The sequence below is a fragment of the Stenotrophomonas sp. GL_101 genome, assembly GCF_057835675.1.
Genome location: NZ_CM174432.1, coordinates 3,080,318 through 3,096,340 on the forward strand (window position 1 = coordinate 3,080,318; position 16,023 = coordinate 3,096,340).

General features: G+C 67.0%; 11 protein-coding genes and 2 tRNA genes. 10 read left to right on the top strand and 3 right to left on the bottom strand.

The window, feature by feature from the left end; all coding sequences use genetic code 11:
* Window positions 1-123 precede the first annotated feature (123 nt).
* A complete protein-coding gene (gene cydC / locus AC3IR9_RS13545) occupies window positions 124-1,794 on the bottom strand; it encodes a thiol reductant ABC exporter subunit CydC (protein WP_489291240.1) in 1,671 nt (556 codons plus the stop codon).
* On the bottom strand, window positions 1,791-3,521 hold the full coding sequence (cydD, locus tag AC3IR9_RS13550; RefSeq protein ID WP_489291241.1) for a thiol reductant ABC exporter subunit CydD: 1,731 nt from the start codon (window positions 3,519-3,521) through the stop codon (window positions 1,791-1,793). Before cydD ends, cydC begins: the two co-directional genes overlap by 4 nt.
* A gap of 229 nt (window positions 3,522-3,750) precedes the next feature.
* Between cydD and AC3IR9_RS13555 the strand changes: the two genes are divergently transcribed.
* The 10 genes from AC3IR9_RS13555 to pgaD all read left to right on the top strand — a co-directional run bounded on the left by AC3IR9_RS13555 (window position 3,751) and on the right by pgaD (window position 14,576).
* On the top strand, window positions 3,751-5,334 hold the full coding sequence (locus AC3IR9_RS13555) for a cytochrome ubiquinol oxidase subunit I (RefSeq protein WP_489291242.1): 1,584 nt from the start codon (window positions 3,751-3,753) through the stop codon (window positions 5,332-5,334).
* Between the two features lie 15 nt (window positions 5,335-5,349).
* Window positions 5,350-6,504: a cytochrome d ubiquinol oxidase subunit II gene (gene cydB, locus AC3IR9_RS13560; protein WP_489291243.1), complete on the top strand. Its 1,155-nt coding sequence runs from the start codon at window positions 5,350-5,352 to the stop codon at window positions 6,502-6,504.
* A gap of 119 nt (window positions 6,505-6,623) precedes the next feature.
* Window positions 6,624-6,737, top strand: coding sequence for a cytochrome bd-I oxidase subunit CydX (cydX, locus tag AC3IR9_RS13565; RefSeq protein WP_489291244.1), 114 nt, complete (start codon window positions 6,624-6,626; stop codon window positions 6,735-6,737).
* Between the two features lie 66 nt (window positions 6,738-6,803).
* Window positions 6,804-6,880, top strand: a tRNA-Pro gene (locus AC3IR9_RS13570).
* A gap of 138 nt (window positions 6,881-7,018) precedes the next feature.
* A tRNA-Pro gene (locus AC3IR9_RS13575) sits at window positions 7,019-7,095 on the top strand.
* 271 nt (window positions 7,096-7,366) lie between these two features.
* The gene (locus AC3IR9_RS13580) at window positions 7,367-8,578 is read left to right on the top strand and encodes an MFS transporter (protein ID WP_489291245.1); all 1,212 of its coding nucleotides are present in this window, start codon (window positions 7,367-7,369) and stop codon (window positions 8,576-8,578) included.
* Between the two features lie 330 nt (window positions 8,579-8,908).
* Window positions 8,909-10,942, top strand: a complete 2,034-nt coding sequence (pgaA, locus tag AC3IR9_RS13585) for a poly-beta-1,6 N-acetyl-D-glucosamine export porin PgaA (protein ID WP_489291246.1) — start codon at window positions 8,909-8,911, stop codon at window positions 10,940-10,942.
* 10 nt (window positions 10,943-10,952) lie between these two features.
* The gene (gene pgaB, locus AC3IR9_RS13590; protein WP_489291247.1) at window positions 10,953-12,848 is read left to right on the top strand and encodes a poly-beta-1,6-N-acetyl-D-glucosamine N-deacetylase PgaB; all 1,896 of its coding nucleotides are present in this window, start codon (window positions 10,953-10,955) and stop codon (window positions 12,846-12,848) included.
* A gap of 7 nt (window positions 12,849-12,855) precedes the next feature.
* Window positions 12,856-14,103, top strand: coding sequence for a poly-beta-1,6-N-acetyl-D-glucosamine synthase (gene pgaC / locus AC3IR9_RS13595; protein ID WP_489291248.1), 1,248 nt, complete (start codon window positions 12,856-12,858; stop codon window positions 14,101-14,103).
* Window positions 14,100-14,576, top strand: a complete 477-nt coding sequence (gene pgaD, locus AC3IR9_RS13600) for a poly-beta-1,6-N-acetyl-D-glucosamine biosynthesis protein PgaD (protein WP_489291249.1) — start codon at window positions 14,100-14,102, stop codon at window positions 14,574-14,576. Before pgaC ends, pgaD begins: the two co-directional genes overlap by 4 nt.
* A 179-nt stretch (window positions 14,577-14,755) precedes the next feature.
* On the opposite strand, the gene AC3IR9_RS13605 is transcribed toward pgaD, so the two are convergent.
* A complete protein-coding gene (locus AC3IR9_RS13605) occupies window positions 14,756-16,003 on the bottom strand; it encodes a glutamate-5-semialdehyde dehydrogenase (RefSeq protein WP_489291250.1) in 1,248 nt (415 codons plus the stop codon).
* Between the last annotated feature and the right edge of the window lie 20 nt (window positions 16,004-16,023).

A 16,023-nucleotide genomic window follows, 5' to 3' on the forward strand; every position in this document is an offset into this window, starting at 1 on the left:
GCAACACCCAAGAGTAAGAGCCCAGCAAATTCCGCGCCGATTCTCGGCTTGGGTCTTGAGTGATGTCGACTCTCGGCCAGCAGCGGACCTACCGCAGCATTCCAAACAGCCTATCGACTCCCCCTACCCCAACCGCCCCTCACGCAACCGATAACGACGATGCACGATGCCGTCCGGCAACTCGTCGTGGGTAATCATCAGCAAACTACGCTCGCCCAGCGCAGCCACCATGTCATGCAACAACGCATGCGCGGTATCCACGTCCAGCCCTTCAGTGGGCTCGTCCAGCAACAAAACAGGCGCCTCACGCAACAGCGCCCGCGCCAGCGCCAAGCGCCGCGCCTGGCCGGCCGACAGGGTGGCGCCATTCTCGCCAACCCACGCGTCCAGCCCGCCAATCTGCTCTGCCCAACCCTGCAACCGCACGTCGGCCAGCACCGACCACAACCGCGCTTCGCTCGCATCCGGGTCGCCCAGGCGCAGGTTGTCGGCCACGCTGCCGGCGAACACCGGCGCGTTCTGCGGCAGCCACGCAATCTGCCGGTGCCAGTCAGCCTGTCGGAACTGGCGGATGTCGATACCGCCGTAGCGCACGTAGCCCGCCTCGGGATCCCACAGCCGCAGCAGCAGCGAAGACAACGTGGTTTTGCCACACCCGCTGTCGCCGCCGATGGCGATGCGCTCGCCGGGCTGCAGTTGCAACTGCACTTCGTCCAGCAGCGCACGCGCCTGCCCCGGCCAACGGAACGCCACGCGCTCGAAGGCCAGGGTGGCCGCCTCGACCGGCACCGGTACCGGGTCGCGCGGTTCGTCCACGCCCGGAGCCTGCTCGACAATCTGCTGCAGGCGCGCCGCCGCAACCCGGCCTGACAGCCAGGACTGCCAGGCCAGGCCGATCCCCGCCCACAGTTCCAGCAGCGCCACGGTGAGGAACACCAGGCCGGCGGCCAGCGCCGCGTCGATCGCACCGGACTGGAAACCCTGCAACGCCAGCCACAGCATCGCCACCAGCCCCCCCGCCGCGCATAGCCCGTGCAGCGCATTGCCGCCGATCAATCGGAGGCGACGGCGCCGATCGCGCGATTTCAATTGTTTGGCTGCCACCAGTACGCGCTGGTTCCAATGCTCGCGCGCCTGCAGTGCAGTCAGGTCGGCCGCGCCTTCCAATCCCTCGAATGCCTGCGTGCGCAGCTGCGCGCGGTGCAGCGCGCGGTCGCGTTCCTGCTGCCCCGCTCCGCGCACGGTCAGCCATGGCACGCCAACGCCGATCAGCAGCGCCAGCACCGCCAACAACGCGGCTGCCGGCGGATAGATGATCCCCGCTGCAATCACGCCCACCAGCGAAATCCCGCCCAGCGCCAGCAGCGGCCCGATCGCCCGCACCAGCAGGCCGTCCACTTCGCCGATGTCCGACATCAGCCGCGCCAGCAATTCACCGGTCCGCACCCCGGCCAGGCGTGCCGGGGCCAGCGGCAGCGCGCGCCGGAAGAACCACACGCGCAGGTCACGGGCAATGCGCAGGGTGACATCGTGGCCGACCAGCTTTTCGAAATAGCGCGACACGATCCGCGCCATGGTCAGGCCACGGATGCCGGCCGAAGGCGAGAAGAAATTGAAACCGCTGCCCAGCCCGGCCGCGCCGGCAAGCGCGGCGGCGGTCAGGAAGCCACCGGACAGGCCCAGCAGCGCGGTGCCGGCCAGCATGGTGATCCACAGCAGCAGCACCGTCAGCAGCAGGCGACCGCGGTGGCGGGCGAACACGCCGTTGAGCGAATCGGGGTGGCCGGTACTCATGCCGATGCCTCCGAGGCCAAGCGGGTACCGCCTGCGGTCAGGGTCAAGCGGGTATCGGCCCAGCGCATGGCCGCCTCGCTGTGGGTGGCGATCACCACGCTGCGCCCGCGTGCGAAGGCGCCCAGCGTGCGCAGCAGGTCCGCTTCGGTGTCCGCGTCGAGGAAGGCGGTGGGTTCGTCCAGCAACAGCACCTGCGGGTCGCGCAGCAACAACCGCGCCAGCCCGATGCGGCGTCCTTCGCCGCCGGACAGACCGAAACCGCGCTCGCCAATCACCGTGTCCAGGCCCTGCGGCAAGGCCGCGGCGAAACGCATCACCTGCGCCGCCTCGGCCACCGCGCGCAGGCGCGCGTCGCTGGCGCCGGGATCGGCCAGGCGCAGGTTGTCGGCGATGCTGCCGTGGAACAGGTACGGGCGCTGCCCGGCGTAGCCCACTTCCAGCCCCGGGCGCAGCACTATGCTGCCCGACTGCGGCGGCAACCAACCGGCCAGCGCCTCCAGCAGGGTGCTCTTGCCGCTGCCGCTGGGGCCGACCAGCGCCAGCCGCTGGCCGGGCTCGATCTGGAACGACAGCCGCTGCACCACATCGTGCGTGGCGCCCAGCGGACGCAGGCAAAGATCGCGCACCACCACCGGCGGCGCACGCTGTTCCAGCAGTTCCGGTACGCGCACGGGCATGGCGGCGGCATCGGCAAGCTCCCCGGCAGCCGGCAGCTCGCCGAGCAGCCGCTCCACTTCGGCCGCGGCGGCCAGCGCATTGGCGCGGTCATGGTAGTGCGCGGCCAGCCGGCGCAACGGCGCATAGAACTCCGGCGCCAGCAGCAGGCAGAACATGCCCACGCCCAAGGTGGGCACCTGCGCATGCAGCGACATCAAGCCGAGGTAGCTCAGGCCGAAATACAGCGCGACCATCGCCACGCTCACCGAGGCGAAGAACTCCAGCACCGTCGAGGACAGGAACGCAATGCGCAGCACTTTGAGAGTGCGCTCGCGCACGCCTTCGGCCGCGGCAGCCACCCCCGCCAGCTCGGCCTCGCCACGGCCATACAGGCGCAGCAGGCCCAGCCCCTTGATACGGTCGGCGAAATGCCCGCCCATCCGCGCCAGTTCGCCCAGCTGCGCGCGACCGGCGGCTTCGGCGCCCCAGCCGACCAGCATCATGAAGAACGGCACCAACGGCGCGGTGAAGATCAGGATCAGCGCCACCACCCAGTCGGCCCAGGCCACGGCCACGACAATCAACAGCGGCACCACGACCACTTCGATGCGGACCGGCTGATACCCCGCGTAATAGCTCTCAATCGCATCGGCATGGGCCAGCATCAGCTCGCCCAGCTCGCCGCTGCGCTGCTGGCGCAACCACAGCGGGCCGCGCGCGAGCAGCCGCTGGTACACCCGTTCGCGCAGCGCCAGCCGCGCCGCATCGGCCACCTCGCCGGCAGCGGCCTGGGTGGCACTGCCCAGCAGCGCGCGTACTGCCAGCACCGCCAACAGCCCCAGCAACACCGGGATGGCGTCGGCCAGTGGGCGATGCTCCACCAGCACCGCCTGGATCAATCCGGCGATCGCCGCCGCCTGACCAATCAGCAATGCGCCGGACAGGCAGATGCACGCCGCGGCCCAGCGCCTGCGGCCCCGTGCGGCTGCCCCCAGCCCGTCCAGCCAGGACAGGCGCTGGCGGCGCAGCACGGCGGTCTCAACAACAGCGGCGTCGGGGGGTATGCTCAAGACAGGTCACTGGCGGCCACAAGGAGGTTTCCGTCGATTGTAGTGGGTGCCGGCAGGCCCCCCGTGCGGCAAGCGGTCGCAGCCTGCCCCGATTGCATACGATTACCGCGTCGGTCCGTGTGTACATTGATCTGAATCAAGGCTGTTTGAAGTTGCAGGTCACAGAATTCATCCCGTAGACCCCCCTTCCCGCCACCTGAAACGCAAAACCCAACGAGGTAGCCAGGCCATGATTGATCAGACAGTCGTAGAACTGTCGCGGCTGCAATTCGCTCTGACCGCGATGTACCACTTCCTTTTCGTCCCGCTCACGCTCGGCCTGTCCTTCATGGTAGCCATCATGGAGAGCGTGTACGTCATGACCCGCAAGCAGGTCTGGCGGCAGATGACGCTGTTCTGGGGGGCGCTGTTCGGCATCAACTTCGCCATCGGCGTGGCCACCGGCCTGGTGATGGAGTTCCAGTTCGGCATGAACTGGTCCTATTACAGCCATTACGTGGGGGACATCTTCGGGGCGCCGCTGGCGATCGAAGGGTTGATGGCGTTCTTCCTGGAAGCGACTTTCATCGGCCTGTTCTTCTTCGGCTGGAAGCGCCTGACCCCGGTCAAGCACCTCACCGTGACCTGGCTGATGGCGCTGGGTACCAACCTGTCGGCGGTGTGGATCCTGATTGCCAACGGCTGGATGCAGAATCCGACCGGTGCGGTGTTCAATCCGGAAACGATGCGCATGGAGGTGGTCGACTTCGCCGCGGTGCTGCTCAACCCGGTGGCCCAGGCCAAGTTCGTGCATACGGTCAGTGCCGGCTACGTGACCGGTGCGGTGTTTGTGATGTCCATCAGCGCGCTGTACCTGCTGCGCAACAAGCACAAGGACATGGCACGCCGCTCGTTCGCGGTGGCCGCCGCCTTCGGCCTGCTCTCCTCGCTGTCGGTGGTGGTGCTGGGCGATGAAAGCGGTTATGCCGCCAGCGAACACCAGAAGATGAAGCTGGCCGCGATCGAAGCGATGTGGGAAACCGAGCGTGCCCCGGCCGACTTCACCGCGTTCGGCATTCCCAACCAGGAAACCCACACCAACGACTACGCGATCAAGATCCCGTACCTGATGGGGCTGATCGCCACCCGTTCGCTGGACCAGCCGATCCCGGGCATCCTGGAACTGGTGGACCGGGCCGAACACCGCATCCGTGGCGGCCAGATCGCCTACGGTGCGCTGGAGCGCGTGCGCAAGGACAAGAACGACCTGGAAGCGCGCGAGGTGTTCGACCGCCACTGGCAGGACCTGGGCCACGGCCTGCTGCTCAAGCGTTACCGCGAGGACATCCTCAACGCCACCCCGGAAGAAATCTCCAAGGCCGCGATGGATACCGTGCCGCGCGTGGCCCCGCTGTTCTGGACCTTCCGGATCATGGCCGGGCTGGGCTTCTACCTGATTGCCTTCTTCGCGCTGGCCTTCTACTTCTCCTGCCGCAACAACTTCCAGGACAAGCGCTGGTTCCTCAAGCTTGCGCTGTGGTCGCTGCCGGCACCGTGGATCGCGATCGAGTGCGGTTGGTTCGTGGCCGAGTACGGCCGCCAGCCGTGGGCCGTCGATGGCGTGCTGCCCACCTTCTACGCCGCCTCGGGCCTGGCCCTGCATGAAATCCTCACCACCCTGGCCGTGTTCACCGCGCTGTACACGGTGTTGCTGGTGATCGAAGTCAAGCTGATGCTCAAGGCAATCAGGAAGGGGCCGGATGAACTCCTGCCGTCGCTGCAGGCCGATATCCGCCCTGTTTCCCCCAATGCCATCGCCCCAGGCCAGGCCTGAGGCAGGAGAACCCAGATGGAATTCATTGCACTTGATTACACCACGCTCCGCGTGATCTGGTGGCTGCTGCTCGGCATCCTGCTGGTGGGCTGGGCGGTCATGGACGGCTTCGATCTCGGCGTCGGCACCCTGCTGCCGTTCGTGGCCAGAACCGACGAAGAACGCCGGCTGGTGATCAACACCATCGGCCCGGTCTGGGAAGGCAACCAGGTATGGCTGGTACTGGGTGGCGGCGCGATCTTCGCCGCCTGGCCGCCGCTGTACGCGGTGAGCTTCTCCGGCTTCTACCTGGCCATCTTCGCCATGCTGTTCGGCCTGATCCTGCGCCCGGTCGGTTTCAAGTACCGTAGCAAGATGCCGGGCAAGCGCTGGCGCGACAACTGGGACCGCGTACTGTTCGTCGGCGGGCTGGTGCCCGGCCTGATTGCCGGCGTTGCCGTCGGCAACGTGCTGCTCGGCGTGCCGTACCACTTCGATGACAGCATGCGCATCTTCTACACCGGCTCGTTCTTCGGCCTGCTCACCCCGTTCGCGCTGCTGGCCGGCCTGATCAGCGTTGCCATGCTGGTCTCGCACGGTGCGGCCATGCTGGTGCTCAAGACCGACGGCCCGGTGGCCGAACGGTCGGCGCGCTATGGCAGCGTTGCCGCGTTGATCAGCTTCGTGTTGTTCGCCGCCGCCGGCGCCTGGGTGGCCTTCGGCCTGCCGGGCTACCAGATCACCTCGCAGGTGGTCACCGACGGCCCGACCAACCCGCTGCTCAAGACCGCCGAACTGGGCACCACCGCCGGTGGCTGGCTGCGCAACTACAGCACCATGCCGATCACCCTGGTGTTCCCGGTGCTGGGCCTGCTGGGTGCATTGGGCAGCGCGGTACTGCTGCGGGCCCGCCGTGGCGGCCTGGCCTTCCTCGCCTCGGGTGCCTCCATCGCCGGCATCATCCTGACCGTCGGCTTTGCGATCTTCCCGTTCCTGCTGCCCTCTTCCAGCCAGCCCATCTCCAGCCTGACCGTCTGGGACAGCTCGTCCAGCCACCTCACGCTGTGGATCATGCTGCTGGCCACGGCCATCTTCCTGCCAATCATCATCGCCTACACCACCTGGGTGTACCGGGTCATGAAGGGCAAGACGACCGCCGAGGAAATGGGCGACAACCCCAACGCGTATTGATCGCCCGTGTGCCGGCCAACCAGCCGGTACCTGCCCTGCATATCGTGCCGACCAACGGTCGGCACCTACCCTGCAAATCGTGCCGACCAACGGTCGGCACCTACCTTAGGAGATTGACCATGTGGTACTTCGCCTGGATCCTCGGCGCCGGCCTTGCCTCGGTGGTAGCCATCCTCAATGGCATGTGGTTTGAAGCCCGCGAAACGGCCCGCAGCGAAAACCCACCGCGGTAAAGCAGCGGAAACACGCAGAAAAAGGTTGCCGCTCCGGTCTTCACACCGTATCCTTGGCGGCTCCTTCGGGGTGTAGCTCAGTCTGGTAGAGCGCTACGTTCGGGACGTAGAGGTCGCAGGTTCGAATCCTGTCTCCCCGACCACTTCGGTGGTCGCATTGAAGCCTGGTGACGCTGTCCAGGCTTTTTTGTTCCCCGCAGGAAACGCTGCCACGGCAGCGCGCAGTACGGCCCTCCCCCTTGCCGCCACCGGGGGAAATGGCTAGAATAGGCGGCTCCCTTCGGGGTGTAGCTCAGTCTGGTAGAGCGCTACGTTCGGGACGTAGAGGTCGCAGGTTCGAATCCTGTCTCCCCGACCATACAAGTGGTCACATTGAAGCCTGGAAGACTAACGTCCTCCGGGCTTTTTTGTTTTCGTTCCTTGATTTCCCCGGTGGCCGCCAGGCGCAACCGACCAGCGGTCGGCACTACCCGGAGGAAGGCCCGGGTACAATGCCCGCCTCGGGATGCCCGCGCGGTCTGCCCCATCCCTGCCATTGAGTCTCCGCAGAATCCGGCCAGGCGCCGGTCGCTGCGTTTCCGCACATCCGGCCCCCACCGTGATCGCGTCACCTGCAAGAGATCCACGCCATGACCCAAACCCAGCCCCATCATTCGTCCCTGCTGCACGGACGCGTCCTGGCATTCGCCGCCATCCTGCTGGCCGCCCTCAACCTGCGCACTGCCGTCACCTCGGTGACCCCGCTGCTGGACCTGCTCGGCACCACCTTCGGCTTCGGCACCACCATGACCGGCGTGCTCGGCATGCTGCCCACCGCCTCGTTCGCCGTGTTCGGCGTCACCACCCCGCTGCTCGCCCGCCGCATCGGACTGGAACGCACCGCCCTGCTCGCCATGGCCCTGGCCGCCCTCGGCCTGCTGCTGCGCTCGATGGCCGGCGGCATCGGCAGCCTGCTGTTCGGCTCCATCGTCGCCCTCGCCGGCATGGGCATCGGCAATGTCGTCGTACCGCCGCTGGTGAAGCGCTACTTCGCCAACCGCGTCGGCACCATGAGCACCCTCTACATCACCGTCCTGCAGGTAGGCACCATGATGCCCGCCCTGCTCGCCGTGCCCCTCGCCGAACAGGCCGGCTGGCGCGTCTCGCTGGGCATCTGGGCGATCCTCGCCCTCGCCGCCGCCCTGCCCTGGCTGATGCTTGCCCGCCGCCGCCCACACCCGGACACCCTCAGCGCCGCCAACGACCCCGGCGCGCAACCCCACGGCAAGGTCTGGCGCACCCCGCTCGGCTGGGGCATGACGCTCATGTTCGGCATGACCTCGCTGATGACCTATTCGATGTTCACCTGGTTGCCGCGCATCGTCGTCGAAGCCGGCGCCACGCCGGCCTTCGGCGGCATCATGGTCGCCATCTTCGCTGCCTGCGGCCTGCTGCCTTCGCTGACCATGCCGGCCCTGGCGGTGCGCCTGCGCAACCCGTTCCCGCTGGTCCTGATCGGCTTCAGCGCTTTCCTGATCGCCTTCGCCGGCCTGCTGTTCGCGCCCATGAAAGCCCCCTGGTTGTGGGCCATCCTGCTCGGCGTCGGGCCGTCCACCTTCCCCCTCGCCCTGACCCTGATCAACCTGCGTACCCGCACCCCGGCCGGCTCGGCGGCCCTGTCCGGCTTCATGCAGGGCGTCGGCTACGCTTTCAGCTGCCTCGGCCCGTTCCTGTTCGGCTGGCTGCACGCCGTCAGCGGCGGCTGGCACCTCCCGTTCGGCTTCCTGGTGCTCTGCGCAGTGGTCCTGCTGACCGCCTCCTGGGTGGCCTGCAAACCGCAGAAGCTCGAAGACCAGTGGTAAGCGCCACTTGTACACACCGCCTGCGCAGCTACTGACGTAGCGTGTCGCAAACTGACCTGCGCGCTGGCGCAGGCAGTTGGGCCGGGCCTGCCACCATGCCGGCCCGCTGAACGGTTTCAGCGAGCGTGGATCCCCGGGGAGGCGCCGTGGCGGCGGCCGGATGATCTTTTGCATCAAGCCATTACAGCCTGTTTCGAGTGTGTCTCGACAGGTTGTTTTGTCGAACCCGAGAATTAACAATTTGATAACAAGTGAAGAGTAAGTCAGGTTTGACATGTGATGTGCGTCACACTTTTGGTCGATCACTTCTGAAAGGACGCTGGGGGATTCATGTACAACCAACGGCTGCTGGCGCTCTGCGTCGGCCTGGCATGCACCACACTCGTTTACCCCTGCAACGCGGCCCAGGCAGGCACGCGCGCTGAACAGCTGGCCGAAATCAGCCGCTACCGCGACAACGCGCAATGGCTCGACGCGCTGGCCGCGATCGAACGCGCGCAACAGCAATCGCCTGACGACGCGCTGCTGTACAAGCTGCAGGTGCTTGCGCTGTCGGACATCGGCAACGCCCATCGCGCCTGGCAGCTGTACCAGGCCCGCCCGCAGCTGTTCGACGCTGCCCAGAAGGAACGCTTCGAATCCAACTTCCTGGCCAAGCTGGTCGGCTGGAGCCTGGCCTATGGCACCAGCGAAGACACCCGCCTGGACGAAGCCGACGCGGCATTGGCGCAGATGCAGCAGTACCTGGATCGCACTGGCGGCAGCGTGCAGGGCGCGCCCCTGCGGATCCGCCAGGACCGCCTGATCCTGCTCAACCGGCTCGGCCGGCATGACCAGGTGCGGGAGGAGTACCGCGCCCTGCTGGCCGACGGCCATCCGGTGCCGAATTACCTGCTGGCCACCGTCGGCGACTCGCTGATGGCCACCCAGCACCCGCGCGAAGCGATTCCCGTGCTCGAAGCGGCGATCAAGGCCGACCCCTCGCAGCCGGAGGTGCGCTCCGAACTGGCCTATGCCTACCTGGAAAACGAACAGGCCGACACCGCCATCGCCCTGCTCGGCAAATGGCAGGCCGAGGAACCGGCCTGGCGCTGGACCGATGGCGCCAAGGCCCCCTACGCCAACTGGTCGCGTTACGAAGCCGACCTCAACCTGGCCATGGTGCGCGCCTACAGCGGCGACCTGCCCACCGCCCAGCGCGCGCTGGAGAAGATGGTCGAGATCGCCCCGGGCAACACCGGCACCCAGTCGTCGCTCGGCAACGTCTACATGATGCGGGGCTGGCCGCGGCGTGGGCTGGAGCGCTACAGCATGGCCAACACGCTGGACCCGCGCGACGTCCCGGCGCGGCTGGGCCAGTACGATGCCTATGTGCAGCTGCAACGCGACGACCTCGCCCGCCCGCTCCGCGACACCTTGCTGGAACGCTACCCCGGCCAGCCGTCGGTGCAGCGCATGGACCGCAACTGGCGCGCGCATCGCGGCTGGCAACTGCACGCCTATGCCGAAGGCGGCCGCAGTTCCGGTGGCGGCGGCAGCTCGCCGCTGGGCAACGATGACGGCCGCTACGGGGTGGAGGTGCAGTCGCCGGTCATCGACGACCGCTGGCGCGTGGTTGCCTTCGCCGACCGCCGCAACGTCGATTTCCAGGACCAGTCCATCAGCCCGCTGCGGGTCGGCCTGGGCACGCGCTACCGCTACGGCCGCGCCGACGCCGAAGCCTTCGTCAACCGCGCCAACGACCACATCGGCGACACCGGCTTGAGTGCCGGGATGGGCTGGCAGTTCAACGACCGCTGGCACGCCGTCATCACCGCCGCGCGCAACGATGCCGACGCCTCGATGCAGGCCCGCGTATCGGGCATCACCGCCGACAGCGTGGCACTGGCGGTGGATTACCGACGCAACGAGCGCACCCATTGGAGCATGGGCGCCAGCCAGTTCCGCTACGACGACGGCAACCGCCGCGACACCGTCAACAGCGCCATCGAACAGCGCCTGCTGACCCGCCCCACGGTGCTCCTCGATGGCCTGGGCAGCGTTTACGCCAGCCGCGGCAGCCGCGACGACGTGCCGTATTTCAATCCTTCCGAAGACCGCTCGGTCGAACTGGGCCTGCGCGTGGACCAGCAGCTGTGGCGCCACTACGAACGCCACTTCCGCCATCGCCTCACGGTCTCGGTGGGCCAGTACTGGCAGCAGGGCTACGGCAGCGCGCTGGTGCCCTCGGCCGAGTACCGGCACGAATGGCAGCTGGGTGAAGGACGGATCTTCGAGTATGGCGTGAGCTGGTCGCGACCGGTCTACGACGGACAACGTGAACGACATATCGGCCTTGATGTTGGCCTGCGCTGGGGTGAATGACATGCGACACATGGACTTGAAGCGATGGACCCTGGGCCTGCTGCTGGCGGTGCTGGCCGTGGTGGTGCCGGTGCAGGCACAGCCGACGGCGGCGACCCTGGATGCAGCCGACAACGGGCTGCTGGTGCTCAGCTACCACGACATCCGCGATGACGTGGCCACCACCAGCGACCCCGACGCATATGCGGTCAGCACGCAGAACTTCGCCGCGCACCTGGACTGGTTGTCCGCGCACGGCTACCACCCGGTCTCGCTGTCGCAGCTGATCACCGCCTCGCAGGGCGGCACCCCGCTGCCGTCCAAGCCCGTGCTGCTGACCTTCGACGATGGCCTGCGCAGCGTGTACAGCAAGGTGTTTCCGCTGCTGCGCGCCTACAACTACCCGGCGCTGGTAGCGGTGATCACCGATTATGTGGACATGCCCGCCGGCCGCCAGATCGACTATGGCTACCGCCCCTTCACCCGCAACGACTTCCTCACCTGGGAACAACTGCGCGAGATGCACAGGAGCGGGCTGATCGAGCTGGCCAGCCATACCGACAACCTGCACCACGGCGTGCAGTCCAACCCGCAGGGCAACTCCACCCCGGCGGTGATCACCCGCATCTACGACCCTGCCGCCAAACGCTATGAAACCGCGGCCGAGTACCAGGCCCGGGTGCGCGCCGACCTGCGCCAGAGCGTGGATCGGCTGCAGAAGAACGTCGGCGTATCGCCCAAGGCCATCGTGTGGCCGTATGCGGCCTACAACGCGCTGAGCAACGACATCGCCGAGCAGCTCGGCATGCCGGTGTCGTTCGACCTGGAAGGCCGCAGCACCCCGGTCACCCGCGACCTGCATGGCCTGGCGCGCCTGCTGGTGACCAACAACCCCACCGTGGTCCAGCTGGCCTACGAGCTGCGCCGCGATGTCGAACGCGATGGCATGCGCGCGCTGCAGATCGACCTGGATGCGGTCTACGACGCCGACCCGGTGCAGCAGGGCCGGAACCTGGATGCGCTGATCGAGCGGGTCAAGAAGGTCGGCCCGACCCACGTGTTCCTGCAGGCCTTTGCCGATCCCGATGGCAACGGCTCGGCCGACGCGCTGTACTTCCCCAACCGGCACCTGCCGATGCGCGCGGACCTGTTCAACCGCGTCGCCTGGCAGCTCAAGACCCGTGCCGGGGTCAAGGTGTATGCGTGGTTGCCAGTGTTGGGCTACGAGCTCAAGGACCCGGCCATCCGCAAGGCGCTGGCGATCGACAGCCCGGAAAGCGATGGCATTTTCCGGCTGGACTTCACCCGTCCGCAGGTGCGCGGCATCATCAAGGACATCTACGAAGACCTGGCGATCAATTCCTACTTCGAGGGCCTGCTGTTCCACGATGACGCCTACCTGCGCGACACCGAACTGACCCAGCTGCCCGCCGAAGGCGACGACGGGGCGCGCACCCAGGCGCTGATCGATTTCACCCTGGAACTGCGCAACGCCGCGCAGCGCTGGCGGCCCAAGCTGGCGACCGTGCGCAACCTGTACGCGCAGCCGGTGCTGCAGCCGCAGAGCGCCCGCTGGTTCGCCCAGCGCCTGGACCTGTTCAACAAGGCTTACGACCACACCGCGCTGATGGCGATGCCGTGGATGGAAGGCAGCCGCAACCCGGAACGCTGGCTGGACAAGCTGCTGGTGGCCGTGCGCCAGCACGACCCGCAACTGTCCCAGACCATGTTCGAACTGCAGACGGTGGACTGGCGCACCCAGAAGCCGATTCCCGGGGAGCGCCTGCGTGCGCAGATCCGTCGCCTGCAGGCGCAGGGCGTGCGTCATTTCGCCTGGTATCCCGACGATTTCATCGCCGACCGTCCGTCCACCTACGATGCGCGCGCGGCGATGTCCTCGCGCAGCTTCCCGTACGAGGAAAAGTGAGGCTGCCATGCATCCGTTCCTCTTCGCCCTGTTCCAGTTCGCCTTCTTCTATCCGATGGTGATGGCGTTCTTCTGGATGTCCGGCGGGCTGTATTACTTCTTCCGGCGCGAGCGCAAGGCCCGCAACCGCGATGATCCGCCGCCCATGGATACCTACCCGTTCGCCTCGATCCTGATCCCGTGCCACAACGAGGCCGACAACCTCACCGACACGCTGGGTTCGGCACTGCGGCAGAACTACCCGGACTTTGAAGTGATCGCCATCAACGATGGCAGCAGCGACGATACCGGTGCGCGCCTGGATGCCATGGCCGCCCTGCACCCGCGGCTGCGCGTGGTGCACCTGGACCGCAACCTGGGCAAGGCCAACGCACTGCGCATGGGCGCACTGGCCGCGCGTTCGGAATATCTGGTGTGCATCGACGGCGATGCGATGCTGGAGGAGTACGCCACCCACTGGATGGTCTGGCATCTGACTGCCGGCCCGCGCGTGGGCGCTGTCACCGGCAACCCGCGCATCCGCAACCGCTCCACCCTGCTGGGGCGGCTGCAGGTGGCCGAATTTTCCTCGATCATCGGCATGATCAAGCGTGCGCAGCGCGTGTACGGGCGCATCTTCACCGTCTCCGGGGTGATCGCCGCGTTCCGCCGCACCGCGCTGCACCGCATCGGTTACTGGGCCGACGACATGGTCACCGAGGACATCGACATCAGCTGGCGCCTGCAGCTGGACCACTGGGATATCCGCTACGAACCCAACGCGCTGTGTTTCATCCTGATGCCCGAAACGATCAAGGGCCTGTGGCGGCAGCGCCTGCGCTGGGCCCAGGGCGGCGTGGAAGTGCTGCTGCGGCATGGCAAGTCGCTGTTCGACTGGCGCAAGCGGCGCATGTGGGGCGTGCTGCTGGAGTATGTGTTGAGCGTGCTGTGGGCCTACACCATGCTGGCGATCATCGTGCTGTGGGCACTGGGCAAGTTCATCGCGCTGCCACAGGACCTGTACATCGCCACGCTGCTGCCGCAGTGGCACGGGGTGATCCTGGCGCTGGTGTGCCTGCTGCAGTTTGCCAGCAGCCTGATCATCGACCGTCGTTACGAAACTCACATTGGACGCAATTATTTCTGGGTGATCTGGTACCCGATGGCGTACTGGCTCATCAGCCTGTTCACGACCCTGGTAGCCCTGCCCAAGACGCTGTTCAAGCGTCGCGGCAAGCGGGCGGTCTGGGTCAGTCCTGACCGGGGTATCCGATGAACACCGTCAAATCCACCCGTCGTTTCGACTCACGCCTGATCCAGAAGCCGCGCAAGCAACCGCGCCTGCAGCGCACCGCGTGGGGCTTTGTGACGCTGGCGTTCTGGGGGTTCTACTTCTACCTGTGGGCGCCGCTGGTGACCCTGGTCTCGTGGCTGTTGGGTGGCCGCCTGGCCTGGCTGCAGCTGTACGAATACAAGCAGCGCGTCGATCCATTCGTGGTGTTTGCGCTGCCGGTGATGCTGGTGTGCACGGCGGCACTGCTGATTGCCTGGGCCGAGTACAACCGCATGCGCTTCTCCGGCAAGGACCGCCGCAGCCCGCAGGAGGACACCACCCGCGACGAAATCGCCCGTGACCTGGGCGCCAGCCCGGCACTGGCCGCGCAGCTGGCGGCGGCAAAATCGGTGACGTTGCACATGGATGACCAGGCCCGGCCGGTGCGGATCACCGCACAGGTGCTGGCGGGGTGATCGGCGGCTGATGCCCGGCGTTTGTGCCGTGCTGCGCACGCGTACCGACCAACGGTCGGTACCTACCTGGGCTGGTCAATGCCGTGCTGCGCACGGGTACCGACCAACGGTCGGTACCTACCCGGTGCTGGTCGGTAGGTGCCGACCGTTGGTCGGCACGTGTTCAATCGCTGCGTCGTTCAGACGCGCGTCTGCCCTTCCCCACGCACCACGAAACGCTCCACGGTGAGCGCTTCCAGGCCCATCGGGCCGTAGGCATGCAGGCGGGTGGTGGAGATGCCGATCTCCGCCCCCAGCCCCAGCTCGCCGCCATCGGAGAAGCGCGAGGAGGCGTTGACCATCACCACCGCCGAGCGCAGCGACTGCACGAACTGTTCGGCTGCTGCGGCATCCTGGGTGGCGATCACTTCGGTGTGGTCCGAGCTGTACTGCTGGATGTGCGCCAGCGCCTGCGCCAGGTCATCGACCACGCGCACGGCGATGATCAGGTCCAGGTACTCGGCGGCGTAGTCCTCGTCGGTGGCCAGCGCGGCCTCGGTCAGCCACTGCCGCGCACGTGCATCGGCACGTACCTCCACGCCGCGTGCCTTCAGCGCCTGGGCAACCCTGGGCAGGAATGCGGCGGCGATATCGGCATGCACCAGCAGCGTCTCCAGCGAATTGCAGGCCGAAGGCCGGCTGCACTTGCCGTCCACCAGCAGGCCCAGCGCCAACGCCTGGTCGGCCGCATGGTCCACGTAGAGATGGCACACGCCCTTGTAGTGCTTGATCACCGGCACCCGCGCGTGCTCGGCGACGAAACGGATCAGGCCTTCGCCCCCGCGCGGGATCGCCAGGTCGACCAGGTCGTTGAGCTGCAGCAGTTCCAGCATGGTCTCCCGGCGCAGGTCCTCGACCAGGGTCAGTGCGGCATCGGCGATGCCGGCCTGGCGCAGGGCGCGCTTGAGTGACGCGGCAATCGCGGTGTTGGAGTGGATGGCTTCGGAGCCGCCGCGCAGGATCACGCCGTTGCCGGCCTTGATGCACAGCGCCGCCGCATCGGCGGTCACGTTCGGGCGGGCTTCGTAGATCATCGCGATCACCCCCAGTGGCACGCGCACTTTCTGCACGCGGATGCCATTGGGGCGCACGTCGTCACGGGTGATGCTGCCCACCGGGTCCGGCAGCGCGGCCACTTCATGCAGCGCCGCGCCAATGGCGGCGAGTCGCCGGGGGTCCAGTGCCAGCCGGTCCAGCAGCGCGCTGCCGGTGCCTTTCGTTCGTGCCGCATCTAGGTCGCGCGTATTGGCCGCCAGGATAGCATCGGTATCGGCGTCCAGCGCGGCCGCCATCGCCACCAGCAGGTCGGCCTTGGCGCTGGAAGACAACTGTGCCAGCTGCTGTGCAGCGGCACGGCAGTGCAGGGCCTGTTCGCGGATGCTGCTCATGCGGGTCTCCTCGTCGGTGC